Source organism: Pseudomonas sp. REP124, assembly GCF_020164475.1.
GTDB lineage: Bacteria > Pseudomonadota > Gammaproteobacteria > Pseudomonadales > Pseudomonadaceae > Aquipseudomonas.
Map to the genome: position 1 here is coordinate 14022 of NZ_JAIQWX010000074.1, position 15745 is coordinate 29766.

Annotated in this window: 17 protein-coding genes; 6 read left to right on the forward strand and 11 right to left on the reverse strand. The window is 63.4% G+C overall.

The genetic code is table 11. From position 1 onward, the window contains the following. Positions 1–148: 148 nt before the first annotated feature. Positions 149–967 (forward strand): alpha/beta fold hydrolase, encoded by an 819-nt coding sequence (locus K9857_RS18215; protein ID WP_224538001.1) that lies wholly within the window; start codon positions 149–151, stop codon positions 965–967. Positions 968–1102: 135 nt separating this feature from the next. On the opposite strand, the gene dsbG is transcribed toward K9857_RS18215, so the two are convergent. Genes dsbG through dsbD form a run of 3 tightly spaced genes read right to left on the reverse strand, consistent with a single transcriptional unit; the run spans position 1103 to position 4436 of the window. Further along, on the reverse strand, positions 1103–1870 hold the full coding sequence (gene dsbG / locus K9857_RS18220; RefSeq protein ID WP_224538002.1) for a thiol:disulfide interchange protein DsbG: 768 nt from the start codon (positions 1868–1870) through the stop codon (positions 1103–1105). Then, positions 1846–2700, reverse strand: a complete 855-nt coding sequence (locus K9857_RS18225; RefSeq protein WP_224538004.1) for a TlpA disulfide reductase family protein — start codon at positions 2698–2700, stop codon at positions 1846–1848. Before K9857_RS18225 ends, dsbG begins: the two co-directional genes overlap by 25 nt. Continuing rightward, entirely contained in the window at positions 2700–4436 is a 1737-nt protein-coding gene (gene dsbD / locus K9857_RS18230; protein ID WP_224538005.1) for a protein-disulfide reductase DsbD, read from the reverse strand. Before dsbD ends, K9857_RS18225 begins: the two co-directional genes overlap by 1 nt. A gap of 154 nt (positions 4437–4590) precedes the next feature. On the opposite strand from dsbD, the gene K9857_RS18235 reads away from it, so the two are divergent. The 5 genes from K9857_RS18235 to K9857_RS18255 all read left to right on the forward strand — a co-directional run bounded on the left by K9857_RS18235 (position 4591) and on the right by K9857_RS18255 (position 9133). Beyond that, positions 4591–5271, forward strand: a complete 681-nt coding sequence (locus K9857_RS18235) for a response regulator (RefSeq protein ID WP_224538007.1) — start codon at positions 4591–4593, stop codon at positions 5269–5271. After that, positions 5268–6593: an ATP-binding protein gene (locus tag K9857_RS18240; protein WP_224538009.1), complete on the forward strand. Its 1326-nt coding sequence runs from the start codon at positions 5268–5270 to the stop codon at positions 6591–6593. The genes K9857_RS18235 and K9857_RS18240 overlap by 4 nt, the downstream gene beginning before the upstream one ends. Before the next feature lie 211 nt (positions 6594–6804). Beyond that, on the forward strand, positions 6805–7290 hold the full coding sequence (locus K9857_RS18245) for a GNAT family N-acetyltransferase (RefSeq protein WP_224538011.1): 486 nt from the start codon (positions 6805–6807) through the stop codon (positions 7288–7290). A gap of 136 nt (positions 7291–7426) precedes the next feature. Next, positions 7427–8824, forward strand: a complete 1398-nt coding sequence (locus tag K9857_RS18250) for an aspartate aminotransferase family protein (RefSeq protein WP_175377039.1) — start codon at positions 7427–7429, stop codon at positions 8822–8824. Positions 8825–8905: 81 nt separating this feature from the next. Beyond that, a complete protein-coding gene (locus tag K9857_RS18255; RefSeq protein WP_224538012.1) occupies positions 8906–9133 on the forward strand; it encodes an MbtH family protein in 228 nt (75 codons plus the stop codon). A 169-nt stretch (positions 9134–9302) separates the two neighbouring features. Here the strand turns inward: K9857_RS18255 and K9857_RS18260 are convergent, their stop codons facing one another. The 8 genes from K9857_RS18260 to K9857_RS18295 all read right to left on the reverse strand — a co-directional run bounded on the left by K9857_RS18260 (position 9303) and on the right by K9857_RS18295 (position 15524). Further along, positions 9303–10202 (reverse strand): metal ABC transporter substrate-binding protein, encoded by a 900-nt coding sequence (locus tag K9857_RS18260; protein ID WP_224538014.1) that lies wholly within the window; start codon positions 10200–10202, stop codon positions 9303–9305. After that, complete coding sequence (locus K9857_RS18265) at positions 10203–11102, reverse strand: metal ABC transporter permease (protein WP_175377042.1); 900 nt, start codon at positions 11100–11102, stop codon at positions 10203–10205. It lies immediately after the preceding gene. Next, entirely contained in the window at positions 11102–11803 is a 702-nt protein-coding gene (locus K9857_RS18270) for a metal ABC transporter ATP-binding protein (RefSeq protein ID WP_224538016.1), read from the reverse strand. The genes K9857_RS18265 and K9857_RS18270 overlap by 1 nt, the downstream gene beginning before the upstream one ends. A gap of 140 nt (positions 11804–11943) precedes the next feature. After that, positions 11944–12870 carry a metal ABC transporter substrate-binding protein gene (locus tag K9857_RS18275; protein WP_224538018.1) on the reverse strand — a complete coding sequence of 309 codons (927 nt, stop codon included), beginning with the start codon at positions 12868–12870 and terminating at the stop codon, positions 11944–11946. Between the two features lie 35 nt (positions 12871–12905). Continuing rightward, positions 12906–13478, reverse strand: a complete 573-nt coding sequence (locus K9857_RS18280) for a DUF6162 family protein (protein ID WP_224538020.1) — start codon at positions 13476–13478, stop codon at positions 12906–12908. Next, positions 13475–13804 carry a hypothetical protein gene (locus K9857_RS18285; RefSeq protein WP_224538021.1) on the reverse strand — a complete coding sequence of 110 codons (330 nt, stop codon included), beginning with the start codon at positions 13802–13804 and terminating at the stop codon, positions 13475–13477. Before K9857_RS18285 ends, K9857_RS18280 begins: the two co-directional genes overlap by 4 nt. After that, complete coding sequence (locus tag K9857_RS18290; protein ID WP_224538023.1) at positions 13801–14343, reverse strand: thiamine pyrophosphate-binding protein; 543 nt, start codon at positions 14341–14343, stop codon at positions 13801–13803. The genes K9857_RS18285 and K9857_RS18290 overlap by 4 nt, the downstream gene beginning before the upstream one ends. After that, positions 14340–15524 (reverse strand): PepSY-associated TM helix domain-containing protein, encoded by a 1185-nt coding sequence (locus K9857_RS18295; RefSeq protein ID WP_224538025.1) that lies wholly within the window; start codon positions 15522–15524, stop codon positions 14340–14342. The genes K9857_RS18290 and K9857_RS18295 overlap by 4 nt, the downstream gene beginning before the upstream one ends. Between the last annotated feature and the right edge of the window lie 221 nt (positions 15525–15745).

Genomic DNA, 15745 nt, shown 5'->3' on the forward strand with positions numbered 1-15745 from the left:
CCGAGTCGATCTGCTGATTTGTGGTCGACCCTGAACATGTAGGAGCAAGGCTTGCCCGCGAACAGCCCAACCCACACCTTTGGTTTATTGACTGTCGAGGACGCACAGCTCAGGCTTTGCGCTCCCTTTCCTGGCGAGTAGACAGTCAATGCCTTTCGTATCAATTGACGGACAACCTCTTCACTACCTCGATCAAGGCACCGGCCCGGCGGTTTTGCTGGCGGGCAGTTACCTGTGGGACCAGGCCATGTGGGCGCCGCAGATTGCCGCCTTGTCGCAAAACCATCGGGTCATCGCCCTGGACCTGTGGGGCCACGGTGAGTCGGGGGCGCTGCCGGCCGGGACGACTTCGCTGGACGACATCGCGCGTCAGGCACTGGCTTTGCTCGATCACCTGGACATCGACCGCGTGACCCTGGTCGGCCTGTCGGTCGGTGGTATGTGGGGCGTGCGGCTGGCGCTGTCGGCACCACAGCGGCTCAACGGCCTGGTGTTGATGGACACCTATGTCGGCGTCGAACCGGAGGCGACCCGCCAGTACTACTTCTCGCTGTTCAAGATGATCGAAGACACCGGCGTGATCGCACCGCAGTTGCTGGACATCGTGGTGCCGATCTTCTTCCGCCCGGGCATCGATCCGCAGTCGGCGCTGTATCAGGACTTCCGCGCCAAACTGGCGTCGCTGTCACCAGAGCGCCTGCGCGAAAGCGTGGTGCCGATGGGGCGGATTACCTTTGGCCGCGATGACCTGCTGCCGCGTCTGGGCGAACTGGATGCTGCGAGCACGCTGGTGATCTGCGGCGACCAGGACAAACCGCGTCCACCAAGCGAAGCGCAGGAAATGGCTGAGTTGATTGGTTGCCCGTGTGTGTTGGTGCCGGAGGCGGGACATATTTCCAATCTGGAAAACCCGCAGTTCGTCACCGACGCGCTGCTGGCATTCCTGTCCAAACGCAACCAGGAATAAAAACAGAACCCCTGTAGGAGCGAGCATGCTCGCGATGGTAGCCCAGCCACCGCGGGCATCCAGACAGCCCACGTCATCGTTGACGACCATCGCGAGCAGGCTCGCTCCCACAGGTAATTACGCCACCCGCGCGCGTTATTTCGGCCCGAGAATCTTCACCAATTTCTCCGGTGCCGGCGCGCCTTGCTGCTGTTGCAGCTCACCCTTGTCATCCATGTAGAAAATCGCCGGCGTGGCCTGCAGCTCCAGGTCGTCCATCAGCTGCATGTTGGCCGCAAGCTTGGCCTGAATGGCCGGCGGCACGTCCTTCAACGGCTTGAGCGAACTGCCCTTGCCCGCGGACTCGTGGTCTTGCAGGGCTTTCTGCGGATCCTTGGCGGCGAGCAGTGCGGCGGATTTCCCCGGGCTGTCTTCGCGGATGATCCCGACCATGATGTGCCGCAGTTGCACCTTGCCGGCTTTGACCCAGGGCCGCGCCTGTTCCCAGAACATGTTGCAGTAAGGGCAGTTCGGGTCGCTGAACAGATACACCACCCGCGGCGCATCCTTGCTGCCGTCGGCGATCCAGTTGCTCGCCTCCATCTTGCCCCAGACCTCCTTGGACATCGGCGCATACACCAGCTTCTGCAACGGCTCGCTGCTCAGGTCGTTGCCCTTTTCGTCGTACAGATTGCCCAACAGCACATGTTTGCCATCGGGCGTCAGGTACAGCGCCATGCCGCGATTCTGGTACTGCGCCGCGTAGCCGCGCAGGCCATCGGGAGCATCGAACTGACCGACGATTTTCGCGCCCTTGGCCTCGATCTGCTTGATCGCAGCGGGCAACTCTTCAGCCTGCACCGACGGTAGATGCAGCAGGGCGGCACCCAGGCTCAGGGTCAGCAGGTGGCGGAGGCGGGGCATGGCGGTTTCCTTGAAGAAGTGGCAGGTACGGAATCGAAATTTTCCAGGGCGCGGGCGAGGCTCGCTTGGGACAGCTCACCCAGATGGCTGCCCAGCAGGCGACCGTCGGGGCTGTAAAACAGTGTAGTCGGCAGGGCCATGGAGCCGACGGCCTGGCCCAGGCGACCGCTGCCGTCGAACAACACGTTGGACAGGCTCAGGCCCTGGGTTTCCAGAAAGGTGGCGACGCTCTGCATGCTTTCGGCCTGATTGACGAACAGAAACGTCAGGTCCGGGCGCTGTTGCTGGGCGTTTTCCAGCACCGGCATTTCCCGGCGGCAGGGCGGGCACCAGGTCGCCCACAGGTTGATCACCAGCGGGCCGCCCTTGTAGTCCGCCAGTTGCACGGTTTCCCCCGCGGCGTTGCGCAGGGTGATTTCCGGCAGGCGCGTGCCTTGCTCGTAAATCGTCAGCGAGTAGGTCGCCAGCAGCCAGAACGCCAGACCGCTGGCCACGCCGAAACCCAATGGCCGGCGCAGGCCGGGGCGACGCCAGCCCCGGTACAGCGTGGCGATGACCAGTGCGATGATCCCTGGCCAGGCGAGGAAACCACCGTCGCGCAGGTCGATGATCTGCCAGAGATCGTTGTGGTAGTGGGGCCAGTACATGGCAACGAAACCGACTCGCGCCGCCAGCATGCCGATCAGGAACAGCCCGAACAGCACCGACTCGGGATTCTCGCCACCGCGCTTGGCCACCCGCCAACCGACGAAGGTCGCCAGCGCCAAGGCACTGATCAGCAGCAGATGGTTGAGCGCGATGGCAAAGGTGCCGAGGGTGAAGGTGAGCATTAACGGGCGTCTCGGGTTGTGGTCCAGCGTTGCAGGAACGTCTCGGCATCGACTTCGCCGGTGATGCGCTGGCTGCGACGCTCGACGCCATCGGTGCCGATCCACAGCAGACTCGGTGGCCCCGGCACCTTATAACGGCCGAGCAGCTCGCGGCTGGCGGCGTTGTCAGCGGTGACATCCAGGCGCAGCAGGCGTACCTCGCTCAGGGCCTGCATCACATTGGCCTTGCCGAACACCTGCTTCTCCATGACTTTGCACGACACGCACCAGTCAGCGTAGTAGTCCAGCAGCACCCACTGGCCCTGGGCCTGCGCGGCATCGAGTTCCCGTTGCAGGACTGCAGGGTCCTTGATCGTGGTGAAGGCGTCGTGGCCAGTGGGCGTCGCGGCGACCGCCGTACCAGAGGCGCGGAACACCTGCAGCGGCTTGAACAGATCGTCACTGCCGCCCGCCGCGCCGATCACCAGCAGGCTGCCCCACAGCCCCATCAATACAGCGCTGACGCCGAACAGATGGGCGATGCGGCCGAAGCCTTCGGATTGCTTCCAGGCGCTATAGGCCGCGATCAACAACAAGGCGCCGCACAGGCCGACCCACAGCGATTCATCCAGCACCGGGCGCAGCATCAGCAACGCGGTGGCGAGGAACAGGAAGCCGAAGATGCCCTTGACCAGGTTCATCCAGGCGCCGGGCTTGGGCATGAAGCGATTGCCCACCGTCACCACCAGCAACAGTGGCACGCCGATGCCGATACCCAGGGCAAACAGAATCAGCCCGCCGTGCAGCGCGTTGCCGCTTTGCGCGATATAGAGCAGGGCGCCGGCCAGGGGGGCGGTCATGCACGGGCCGACCAGCAGGCCGGACAAGGCTCCCAGTGCACCGGCACCGAGCAGGCTGCCACCGCGCCGGCTGCGCGAAACATTTTCCAGACGATCACGCACTGCCACCGGCAGTTGCAGTTCGAAGAAACCGAACATCGGCAACGCCAGCAGCACGAAAATCGCCGCGAAACTGCCCAGCAGCCAAGGGTTTTGCAGCAGCGCCTGAAGGTTGGCCCCGAGCATCGCCGCCAGTACACCCATCGCCGCGTATACCAGCGCCATGCTCACCACGTAGCTGCCGGCGAGGGCGAAACCGCGCTTGGGCGAGGCGCCGCTGCCGACGATCAGCCCGGCCAGAATCGGCAACATCGGCAGCGAGCACGGGGTGAACGCCAAAAGCAGTCCGAGACCGAAGAACACCAGCAGGCTCCAGCCCAGTGCGCGCTGTTGAAGGCTGCTGGCCAGCGCCTGATCCTGCGCTTCGCCGGTTGCGGCTACGTCAGCCTTGCCGCCCAGATCCACCACCTGAGTCTGCGGCGGATAACACAGCCCGGCATCAGCGCAGCCCTGATAGCTGACCTTGACCTGGCCGGTGGCGCCTGCGGGAATCTTCAGCTCCAGGCCCTGGCGATACACCTGTTGCTCGCCGAAGAACTCGTCGCTGTGGGCCTCACCTTCCGGCAACGCGGGGTGCTGGTCGTCGGGCAGGCCATCGAATTTCAGCCGCTTCTGGTACAGGTAGTAGCCGTCGGCAATCTGCCAGAACAGCTGCATTTCGCCGGATTCGAGGCGTTCGGAGGTGAAAACGAATGCTTTGGCGACGGGAAGGAAGTCGGGTTTGCTATCGAACGGATTGCTACCGGCCTGGGCCAGGCCCGATATCAGCAGAGCGAAGAGGAGAAACAGATGACGCATGGAAAAGCCTTATTCCTTTGCAAGTGAGGTGCACAATGGGCGGTGTCGATTAACCGACCATTAACCCTGGCGGCCTTGTGGCGAGGGGACTTGCGGCATAATGTCCGCTTAATCGGTCAACGGCCTAATCAGCTTTATTTACACGAGGCTCCCCATGCACGTACTGGTTTGCGAAGACGACGAGTTGATCGCCAGCGGCATCGTCGCCGGTCTGACCGCCCAGGGCCTGACCGTGGAACACGTGGCCACGGCGTCCGCGGCCCGGGCAATGCTCAAGGTAGCGGAATTCGACGTGATGGTACTCGACCTCGGCCTGCCCGATGAAGACGGCCTGAAGCTGCTTCAACAGCTGCGCAACAATGGCCTGGAACTGCCGGTGCTCATCCTCACGGCCCGGGACTCGGTGACCGACCGCGTCGACGGCCTGCAGGCCGGTGCCGACGATTACCTGCTCAAACCCTTCGACCTGCGTGAATTGGCCGCACGCCTGCACACTCTTTTGCGACGGGTGGCAGGGCGCAGCGTCAACCTGATCGAGCACGGCGCCCTGACCTACGACCCGAGCAGCCGCGAAACCACCCTCGGCGGACAGTCGGTCGACCTCTCCCGCCGCGAACAATCGCTGCTGCAGGCCCTGCTGCACAACCGCGGCCGCGTGCTGTCCAGCGAACAGCTCAAGGACAGTGTCTACGGCTTCAACGACGAGCTGGAGAGCAACGCCCTCAACGTTCATATCCATCACCTGCGGCGCAAACTCGGCAACGGCATTGTCGAGACCGTGCGCGGCCTGGGTTATCGCCTGGGCCCGGCTGATGGCGGAGATCAAACCAAGTGATGAGCCTGCGTTTGCGCCTGAGCCTGGTGCTCGGGGGCGCGTTTGCGTTGATCTGGGCACTGGCTGCGGCCTGGATGCTCAGCGATCTGCGCAATCAGATGATGTTTTCCCTCGACCAGCGGCTGGTGGCGTCGGCGCGGATGGTCGCCGGGCTGATGGAGCAATTGCCGCCGTTGCCGAGCAAGGGCGAGGGCACCCATTTCAGTGCCGAACAACTGAATATCCCCGGCGGTATGGCCTGTCAGGTCAGCTCGTTGCGCGGCGAGATCCTGGCCCGCAGTCACAGCGATCCGGGGCAGCCCCTGGAAGCCGAGAAGATGGGTTTCCACGACCAGATGATCGATGGCGCGCCCTGGCGCAGCTTCACCCTGGCGCGGGGCGATCTGCGGATTACCACCGCTGACCGGCAGATCGAGCGCGAGGCGCTGAACATGTCGATCCTGCTGGCGGCCTCGGTGCCGGTGGGCGTGGCGTTGCTCGGCTGTCTGTGCCTGCTGTGGCTGGGCATCGGCCAGGGGCTGGCGCCGCTCAATCGCATGCGCGATGCGTTGATGCGCCGCAGTGCCGATTCCCTTGAGCCATTGCAGGTCCAGCCGTTGCCCAGCGAACTGCAGCCTTTGCTTGAAACCCAGAACCAGCTGTTCCAGCGCATCGGCAAGACCATCGAGCGCGAACGCCGCCTGACCGGTGATGCCGCCCACGAACTGCGCAGTCCGCTGACCGCGATCAAGACCCACCTGCAAGTGGCGCGCATGACCGACGGCGCGGCCCGCGACCAGTCCCTGGCTCGGGCCGAAGAGGGCGCCGACCGCCTGCACCGCACGCTGGAACAATTGTTGTTGCTGGCGCGGGTCGAGGGCAGTCTGTCGTTCGACGACGGCGTGCAATGCAGCGCCGAACAGGTGGCGAAACTGGCGATCCAGGACACTGCCGGCGGTGATCGCCAGCGCATCCGCTTCAACGCTCCGGCGAAATTCTCCCACGCCCCGGTGCAAATGCCGTCGGTGCTGTCAATTGCCGCGCTGCGCAACCTGCTGGACAACGCCCTGCGTCACACACCCGGCGACGGACCGGTGGAACTGAGCCTGCAAACCACCGGCAATCGCGTGCAGTTCGTGGTGCGCGATCATGGGCCGGGGATCGCGGCCGATGATCTGCAGCATTTGACCCAGCGGTTCTGGCGCAATGGCCAGAGCACCGGTTGCGGGCTGGGCCTGGCGATCGTTCAGGCGATTGTTCAGCGTTGCGGCTGCACTCTGCATTTCGACAGCCGGCCGGATGGATTGCGGGTGGAACTGACCATGCCGTTGCAGCCGGCCTGACACGATCCCCTGTAGGAGCGAGCATGCTCGCGATGGTCGTTAACGATGACGCGGGCTGTCTGGATGCCCGCGGTGTCTGAACCTGCATCGCGAGCATGCTCGCTCCTACAGAAGGGCGGGGTTGCACATCAAATGTAACCTCTACACATTGGCCTCCCGCCCACCCCGTGACTATCGTTCCCCACACTCAACGGACTGAGGGAACAACGCCATGGATGACCCGATTCAAACCTGCAAGGCCACCCCCGCCGATGCCGGCATCATCAACCGCATCATCGATCGTTCCATCCGCATCGGTTGCGCCCGCGACCACCGTAACCAATCGCAGACCCTCGCGGTCTGGACCCGCAACACCACCCTCGAACACATCCAGCACTGGCTCGCCGATCCGCGCCTGTACCTGAATATCGCCCTGTTGCAGGACAAGCCGGTCGGCGTGGCCATGGCTTCGGTCTGCGGCAAGGTGGCGTTCTGTTACGTGCAACCGGAATGGTTTCGTCGCGGCGTCGGGCAGGCACTGCTGGCGGATCTTGAAGCCTGGTTGCGCGATCAGGGCCAGCAACGGGTGCGCCTGCACTGCACCCGATCCAGCGAAGCCTTTTATCGCAATCTGGGTTACCGCTCCTGTGCCCGGGCCTTCATGGTCGCGGGGCTCAAGGCCATCCCCATGCACAAGGACCTGACGTCGCCTGCATAGAAAGCCGACCGGGGGTCTAAATCCTCGATGCGCTGGTGCGTTTCCAGAACAGGAAAATCGGCTGGTGTGCCCTCACAAGGCGCACTCGCCGATGCGCAGTTTTGGTCACTATCCACAGCGTATTGAGGTTCGAGAGATGTCAGTCGCCACCAGCCTTGCCGAAGATCGGGTCGCCCCGACCGAAACGCTTTACCAGTTCAATGAATCGCCGTTGCTGACCCGTCAGAACCAGCAGGAATCCAACGCCCGCAGTTATCCGCGGCGCATTCCCCTGGCGCTCAAGCGCGCCAAGGGCATTCATGTCGAAGATGTCGAAGGCCGTCGCTTCATCGATTGCCTTGCCGGCGCCGGTACGCTGGCTTTGGGGCATAACCATCCGGTGGTGATCGAAGCCATCCAGCAGGTGTTGGCCGATGAATTGCCGCTGCACACCCTGGACCTGACCACGCCGGTGAAAGACCAGTTCGTGCAGGATCTGTTCGGCCTGTTGCCACCGGCATTGGCGGCGCAGGCGAAGATCCAGTTCTGCGGCCCTACCGGTACCGACGCCGTGGAAGCCGCCTTGAAACTGGTGCGCACCGCCACCGGTCGCAGCACGGTGCTGTCGTTCCAGGGCGGTTACCACGGCATGAGCCAGGGCGCGTTGAGCCTGATGGGCAGCCTGGGGCCGAAGAAACCTCTGGGTGCCTTGCTGAGCAATGGCGTGCAGTTCATGCCATACCCTTACGACTACCGTTGCCCGTTCGGTCTCGGTGGCGAGCAGGGGGTGAAGGCCAACCTGAACTACCTGGAAAACCTGCTCAACGATCCCGAGGCCGGCGTGCAATTGCCGGCAGCGGTGATTGTTGAAGTGGTGCAGGGCGAGGGCGGGGTGATTCCGGCCGATCTGGCGTGGCTGCGCGGTTTGCGGCGGATCACCGAGAAGGCCGGTGTGGCCTTGATCGTCGATGAAATCCAGAGCGGTTTCGCCCGCACCGGCAAGATGTTCGCTTTCGAGCACGCCGGGATCGTCCCGGATGTGGTGGTGATGTCCAAGGCCATCGGCGGTAGCCTGCCGCTGGCGGTGGTGGTCTATCGCGACTGGCTCGACACCTGGCTGCCGGGCGCCCATGCCGGCACATTCCGTGGCAACCAGATGGCCATGGCCGCCGGTTCCGCGGTGATGCGCTACCTCACCGAACACAACGTCTGCGAACACGCCGCCGCGATGGGTGAGCGCTTGGGCGGGCATTTGCGCACCCTGCAGCGGGATTTCCCGCAACTGGGCGACATTCGTGGGCGCGGGCTGATGATTGGCGTTGAACTGGTGGATCCGACCGGCGCATTGGATGCCCAGGGGCATCCGCCGGTGTTTGCGCGTCTGGCGCCGCTGGTCCAGCGCGAATGCCTCAAGCGCGGCTTGATCCTCGAACTGGGCGGTCGCCAGGGCGGCGTGGTGCGCTTCCTGCCGCCGCTGGTGATCACCGCCGCGCAGATCGACGAAGTGGCCGGGATTTTTGGTCGGGCTTTGGCTGCGGCGACTGCCAGCCTCTAAATATTTGCCAGCCTGGAACGTTCCTTCTACATACCGGCTGCACGCCACGTGCGGCCCACCCAACAGCGATGGAGAAACAGCATGACGTCAGTATTCGACCGCGAGGACATCCTCTTTCAGGTCGTGGTCAACCACGAAGAGCAATACTCGATCTGGCCCGACTACAAAGCCGTGCCACAGGGCTGGCGCACCGTGGGCAAGAGCGGCCTGAAGAAGGAATGCCTGGCCTGGATCGAAGAAACCTGGAGCGACATGCGCCCCCTGAGCCTGCGCCAGAAAATGGACGAGCAGGCTGCCGTGGCGCACTGATCGTCCGGCCATGAAAAAACCGCTGAACCGGTAACGGTCAGCGGTTTTTTTGTATCCATCCCCTGTAGGAGCGAGGCTTGCCCGCGAAGGCGGTGTGTCAGGCTACATGGATGCTGGATGTACCGGCCTCTTCGCGGGCAAGCCTCGCTCCTACAGGTAGCTAACCGATCTAGCTACCACTCAGGCCCTTGATGACGCCATCAATATTCCCTTCCAACTCCGCCACCGGATCCTCGGCATCTGTACTCAACACCACCAGCCGGCTCCCGCCCTCACTGATCGCCGCCTTCACTGCCTCCGAAGGCTGGCGATGATGCAGCACCAGCGCCACGTCATTATCCTTAAGCGTCGCGCTCAAGGCCTTCAACGCCTCCGGCGTCCATTCGGCATCCGCGCGCGCATCCAGGCCGATCAGTTCCAGATTGAGGCTGCCGATCAGATAACCGAAGTGATCGCTCAGGCTCATCACACTCAGGTTGTCCGCCGCAGCCAGGCGCGCTTCGCTGTCGGCGCTGAGTTTCAGCAGGCGTTGTTTCAATGCCGCCAGGTTGGCCTCGATCGTAGGCTTGGCCGTGGGTGCCAGGCGTACCAGGTCGGCGGCCATCACGTCCGCCATGCGCCCCATGTTGTTGCTCGCCAGCCACGGCTGACTGTTCAAGCCATCGACCTTGTTGCCCGGCTGCACCGCGATCCCCGGCAGGGCGCCGTCCACCGGACGGGCGGCGTCGACTTCGACGATGCGGATGTTGCTGCGCCGCGCCATCGGGTACAGCGGATCGTCCGGCCACAACGAGCGCAGGCCGATCACCGCATCGGCATTGGTCGAAAGTTTGGCCAGGGCCGGCGCGCCACGACCGGTGAAGTAGGCGCTCTGGCGGCTGCCGGGCAGGTTGGCCGGCGCGGCGCGTTCGAGGCTGACATCGGTGCCCTTGAGCAGCACCTCGCCCAGGCCATAGGTCACCGGCAACGAAGCCAGCACCCGCACCGGTTTTGCGGTGTCGGCGAAGGCGTTTGCGGTCAATCCGCACAGGGCGACCGCCAAGGTCAGTTGTCGCAGAGAAAAAGCCATTTATCCAAGGTTCCCTTTGAGGCTGGGCACGATGCCGCGCGCGATGGCGGCCAGGGCGAAGGCGATACCGGCCATCAGGATGATCGCGGCACCGGACGGAATCGGCAGGTCGAAGACGATGGGCGCGAGAATCCCGCACAGGGTGCTCACCGTGGCGATCAGCACCGAACACCAGAAAAAGCCCTTCAGCGACTGACTGAGCAAGCGCGCCGCCGCGGCTGGAATCACCAGCAAGGCACCCACCAGAATCGCGCCGATGACTTTCACTGCCGCCACGGTAATCAGCGTCACCAGAATCACGAACAGGTAATCCAGCGCCTTGACCGCCACCCCGCGCACCGCCGCCAGTTGCGGGTTGAAGCTGGCAAGCATGATGCGGTTGTACAGCGGCAAGGCCAGGGCCATCACCAGTGAGCCGACGATGGCCAGCACCAGCAGGTCATTGCCGTTGACCGTCAGTACCGAGCCGAACAGCACGTTCTCCAGAATGTGCACGTTGATCTTGCCTGCCAGAATCAGCAGCAGGCTCGCCCCCAGTGCCAGGGACACCGAGAGGAACACCCCGATCAAAGTGTCCGGCGCCAGGCCCGTACGGTTGCGCAGGTAATTGAGCAGGATGCCGAACAGCAGGCAGTAGCCGAACAGGCTGCCGTAGGGTCCGGTGTAGGGCTCGCCGAGCAGGATACCGATGGCCACGCCGGTCAACGCGGCATGGCCCACCGCTTCGGAGAAAAACGCGAAACGCTTGACCACCACCAGCGTCCCCAGGCCGCCCAGCACCGGGCCGATCAACAGTCCGGCGAGCAACGCGTTGACCACAAACCCATAGGCCAGCGCCTCGGGCAGGTAACCCGACGAGGCCCAGCCTTGAATCATTAATCGAAAGGCTTCGTAACTCATCAGGCAAGGCTCCGTGGCTGGGTCGAAAACAGGCTCAGCAGACGTTCGGGCGTCAGCGCCTGTTGTGGCGTGGCGTCGAACAGCACCCGGCGGTTGAGGCCGGTGACCTGGTCGGCCAGACGCTTGACCGCTTCCAGATCGTGCTCGATCCACAGCACGGTGATGCCGGCAGCGCGCCAGTCGCCGAGCAAGCGTTCGAACACCTGGATACCGGCCTCATCGAGGGCCGACATCGGCTCATCCAGCACCAGCAGTTGCGGTGCCGGGATCAGCCCCTGCGCCAGCAACACCCGTTGGCGCTCGCCACCGGACAGCGCGCCCATGCGCCGCTTGCGCTTGTCCTGCATGCCGACCCTTTCGAGCGCTTCGCCAATCGCCCCGGCGTAATGCTTGCTCAAACCGAGGAAAGCCGGGCGCCGCTGGCACATGGCGGCCATGAAATCGTCAACGGTCATCGGCAGGCCGCGATCGAACTCCAAAGCCTGGGGCACGTAGCCAATGGTCCCTGGCTCGCCGGGCCACTGCAGGCTCAGGCGACCCTGATGCGGCATCTGCCCGAGCAGGGTCTTGATCAGCGAACTCTTGCCGCCACCGTTGGGGCCAACCAGCGCATGCACGCTGCCCGGACGAACCTGAAAGCTGACTTTATCGAGAATCACCGTGCGGCCGAGCGTCAGGCTGACATCAACAAAATCCAGCATCGGCCCCGCCCCCTGTAGGAGCGAGCTTGCTCGCGATGGCGATGTCTCATCCAACGATGAAGGTGCCTGACCCGACGCATTCGCGAGCAAGCCCGCTCCCACAGGGGCGGTGGATTCATCAGGCAGGGTTTCTTTCACGGTCATGCGCCTGACTCCTGAATCGCCCGGACCACGGTGTTGAGGTTGCCGGTCATTTCCTTTTCATACTTGTCGGCGGTGTATTCGCCGTAGGAAATGTGCGACAGCGGGTACAGCTTCACCCCGGATTCACGCTGGATGGTGTCGACGTAGGTGGAGGGGAAATCCATCTCCGAGAAGATCACCTTCACGTCCAGTTCGCGCAGTTGGTCGATGGTCTTTTTCAGCTGGCTTGGGCTCGGTTCGATGCCGTGGGCCGGCTCGACGACGGCTGTGACTTCCAGGCCGAATTCGCGCAGCAGGTAGTCGTAGGCGGCGTGCACCGTGGCCACCCGCAGTTCGGCGTTGGGGGCCTGGGTCAGTTTGGCCAGGGCGTCGGCGCGCATCTTGCGCAGGCGCTTGCCATAGGCCCGGGCGTTGTCGGTGTAGGTCTTGGCGTTGACCGGATCGAGCTTGCCCAGCTCCCGGGCGATGTTGTTGACCTGGGCAATCGAGGCACTGATCGACAGGAAGGTGTGCGGGTTGACCACCTTGCCGGCACCGCGCGCTGCAATGCCGGTGGCGGCCAGCAGCGGCACGTTTTCGTTGGCTTCGATCACCTTGATGTCCGGGTTTTCGCTGGCGGCGATCATGCGGTCGGCGAAGTCGTCATGACCCACGCCGTTGAGCACGATCACGTCCAGCCCGCTGATACGCTTGATGTCTTCAGCGCGAGGCTCGTAGGCGTGGGGGTTGAAGCCGGCGGGAATCAGCGGCACCACCTCGGCCTTGTCGCCGACGATGTTGGCGACGTAGCTGTAGTAAGGGTGCAGGGTGATGCCGATGCGCAGGCGCTTGGCCTCGTCGGCGCTGGCCAGGGGTGTCAGCAGGCAGGCCAGCAGGCCGACCAGTGCCAGACGCAGAGCAGTGCGTAGGGAAGAAATGGGCATGGGAAAGCGGTCTTCTCTGAAGTGAAGGCGAAGGTTCAGTGCCGGTGCTGGCGAGTCACGCCGGCATCGAATTGCGCGACGATCTGCTGCCAGCCGGCGCTTTCCAGCGCGGCGTCACCGAGATCGGCCGGGGCCTTGATGGCGGCGGCGCGGTTGAGCCAGATGTCGGGGGTAGCGCCGTCGGCGCTCAGGCGCATGAGGAACGAACCGGCAACGGAAGGCGTCTGGCTCTGTCCGAAATAGGCCCCGGTATCGAGCAACTGCCAGACATGGCCACCGCGACTGACGGAGCTGGCGTCCTGGGCAAACGGTGCGAAACCTTCATCGGCCAGGGCATCAGGTGTCGGCAGGGTTTGCTGTTCCTGGCGCAGCAGCCGGATCTCGTCGAGCGTCACCCGCAGATCGGCGTAGATGCCTTGCTCCGCAGCGCTGAGGTCGCGGCGAGCATCCAGTTGATGGCTGCTGATGGCGGGCGCGTCCTGCGACTCATGGCGCCAGGCGACAACGGAGCCAGCAACCGCGAGGATCAACAGGCACAACAGTAATACGTTGAGCGTCTCGTGGCCGGCGCCGGCCGGGCGTACGACTTGGGTGGTTGGGCTGCTCATGGGCTCTCGATATCCGCCTGGTCGATCTCGACGACATGGCCGGGGCCGGCGTCGAACAGCACGTAGAACTCGGCGCCGGGTTTCTTGAAGGTCAATGTCGAGTCGGCGCCGAGCTTGCCCGGCACCAGAATGGTTTCGTCATAGCCGATCACGTCGAGGGTCACTCCCGGCGCGCCGCTGCCATCGGAGAAACCGCCGGTGCACTTGATCTGCTCGGCGTCGATGGCCTTGCATTCGCACATCGGGTTGTGGGCCAGGGCGCTGGCGCTGAAACCGGCACAGAGCATCAGCAGCGCGGCGCTCAAAGAATGAGTCAGCTTGATCATGGTTTGCTTCCTTGGGTGGACAGCCAGGCGAGGGTGGCGGGGGAGGCCTGACTCAGAGGAATGGATGCCTGATGCATGGAGCCGTCCCAGCCTTCCATGGTTATCCACAGCTCGGCGTCTGCCTTGGTTTTTTCCGGGATCGGCAACATGGCCCCCATGCGGTATGGGGTGCCGAAGAAAATCACCCCGGCGGCGCGCAGGCTGCGGGGTTTGCCAATGCGCAGGTAGGTGGCCTTGACCTGCTCGCGGCAGCTGTCGCACAGCGCGGCATTGAAGCTTTTCATGTAACCGGCCGGGCCATCAGGTCGTGGTCCCTCTTCGCGCAGTTCCGCCAGCCGAAGGCTCCACGGGCCAACCTTCACTTCACCTACCTCCCGTTCACCCAGGCCGGTATCGCCACGAAACAGCGCTGCATCGGCAAAGTATTTGGGCATGAATCCCAAGGGCACCAGCAACAGCAGGACGTTGATATGGAAGCGCCACTTGTGCCAGAACTGTTTGAGTTTCGACGGCGGTTTTTCAGCAGCGATCTGGCTCATTGGCTGACCTCCGTTGCAATCACAGATTCGTTGCGAGGGCGTTTGTGGCTGCGCTTCAGGGCATTGGCCGTCGCCAGCGCAGTACGCTTGGTCCAGATCAACAGCCCGCTGAGGACCATCATGCTCAGCAGCAGGCCGAAGAAGAACCAGATCAGCTTGATCCAGATTCCGCCGAAATCGCCGGTGTGCAGCGGGCGCATGGATTCGGTGACGAACTCCAGCTTCGAACGGTCGGACAGCAGGCGAGTGGCAGCGATTTCACCGGTATAGGGGTTGATGTCGGCGGTCTGGTACATCAGCGGATACCAGCTGCGACCGCCTACCGACAGGTAGCTGTAGGCGTTGGCCGGCAGGCTGACGAAACTCTCGTCCAGGCCGGGAATGCGCTGGCGGGCCTGCTCAATCGCAGCGTCCAGGCTGATCATCGGTGCTGGCGAGCCATCGGCGGTCAACGGTACGCTTTCCCGGGGCACCACGGCGGCCACCGGTGCGGTGGAGATGGAGATCTGGTTGTCGAACATGAACGCTTCGATCAGGAACCAGGTGGAGGTCACGGAAATCACCGCGATGAACCAGATCGACCAGATGCCGCTCAGGCGGTGGAAATCACCCCAGAAAATCCGTGCGCCATGGCGGATGCGCAGAGTCGGGCGCAGGAAGCCTTTCCAGAAGCGCTTGTAAACCACAAGACCGGTCACCAGCGAAGCCAGCAACGGCAGGCTCAGGAACGACACCAGATACCAGCCCCAGCTATAGCCGTTGGTGAACGGCACAAGCCACCAGCCGTGCAGTGCACGGGTAAAGGCCTGGAAATTGAATTGCGGCGCGGGGCCCTGGATGACACCGGTGTAGGGGTTTACGTATACCTTCTGCGAGCGACCGTCGGGGTAATTGACATCGACATCCAGCGCGAAGTGCGACTCATCCGGGCGGTTGATGTCTTCGACCAGGGTGTCCGGCTCGGCTTTTTTGATTGCGGCGACGATCTGGTCGTAGCTCAGGCGCGGCGCGTCGTCCGAGGGCTGGCTGGCGCGCATTTGCGGGTTGGCGAGCCAGACGATTTCCTGGCTGACCACCGCAAGGGTGCCGGTCACGCAGACGATCAACACGAAAAACCAGATTGGCAGCGCCAGCCAGCTATGGACCAGGAACCAGAGTTTGGAGCGGGATTTCTTCGACATGATTTGCAGGTCTTATATCGATGAAAAGGCCTCTGCTACGGGCTTCGCAGCGATGAGGTCCAGAACGGTCCGGTCGTGGCTTTTGCCTACGCGAACGGACTGCATCTATATAGGACGGATGAGCGAGTGAAATCCCGAACGGGGAAATGAAAGAAAATGTTTCGTATTTAGGTTCGGGCGGGAAACATGAGGTGCCTTTGAGGCCGCCTTCGCGAGCAAGC

Excerpts from the sequence above, each read along its gene's own strand:
- K9857_RS18270 (WP_224538016.1), bottom strand. The coding sequence starts at position 11,803 with ATGCTGGATTTTGTTGATGTCAGCCTGACGCTCGGCCGCACGGTGATT.
- K9857_RS18290 (WP_224538023.1), bottom strand. The coding sequence starts at position 14,343 with ATGAGCCAGATCGCTGCTGAAAAACCGCCGTCGAAACTCAAACAGTTC.
- K9857_RS18295 (WP_224538025.1), bottom strand. The coding sequence starts at position 15,524 with ATGTCGAAGAAATCCCGCTCCAAACTCTGGTTCCTGGTCCATAGCTGG.
- dsbD (WP_224538005.1), bottom strand. The coding sequence starts at position 4,436 with ATGCGTCATCTGTTTCTCCTCTTCGCTCTGCTGATATCGGGCCTGGCC.
- K9857_RS18260 (WP_224538014.1), bottom strand. The coding sequence starts at position 10,202 with ATGGCTTTTTCTCTGCGACAACTGACCTTGGCGGTCGCCCTGTGCGGA.
- K9857_RS18235 (WP_224538007.1), top strand. The coding sequence starts at position 4,591 with ATGCACGTACTGGTTTGCGAAGACGACGAGTTGATCGCCAGCGGCATC.
- K9857_RS18265 (WP_175377042.1), bottom strand. The coding sequence starts at position 11,102 with ATGAGTTACGAAGCCTTTCGATTAATGATTCAAGGCTGGGCCTCGTCG.
- dsbG (WP_224538002.1), bottom strand. The coding sequence starts at position 1,870 with ATGCCCCGCCTCCGCCACCTGCTGACCCTGAGCCTGGGTGCCGCCCTG.
- K9857_RS18275 (WP_224538018.1), bottom strand. The coding sequence starts at position 12,870 with ATGCCCATTTCTTCCCTACGCACTGCTCTGCGTCTGGCACTGGTCGGC.
- K9857_RS18215 (WP_224538001.1), top strand. The coding sequence starts at position 149 with ATGCCTTTCGTATCAATTGACGGACAACCTCTTCACTACCTCGATCAA.
- K9857_RS18245 (WP_224538011.1), top strand. The coding sequence starts at position 6,805 with ATGGATGACCCGATTCAAACCTGCAAGGCCACCCCCGCCGATGCCGGC.
- K9857_RS18285 (WP_224538021.1), bottom strand. The coding sequence starts at position 13,804 with ATGATCAAGCTGACTCATTCTTTGAGCGCCGCGCTGCTGATGCTCTGT.
- K9857_RS18280 (WP_224538020.1), bottom strand. The coding sequence starts at position 13,478 with ATGAGCAGCCCAACCACCCAAGTCGTACGCCCGGCCGGCGCCGGCCAC.
- K9857_RS18255 (WP_224538012.1), top strand. The coding sequence starts at position 8,906 with ATGACGTCAGTATTCGACCGCGAGGACATCCTCTTTCAGGTCGTGGTC.
- K9857_RS18250 (WP_175377039.1), top strand. The coding sequence starts at position 7,427 with ATGTCAGTCGCCACCAGCCTTGCCGAAGATCGGGTCGCCCCGACCGAA.
- K9857_RS18225 (WP_224538004.1), bottom strand. The coding sequence starts at position 2,700 with ATGCTCACCTTCACCCTCGGCACCTTTGCCATCGCGCTCAACCATCTG.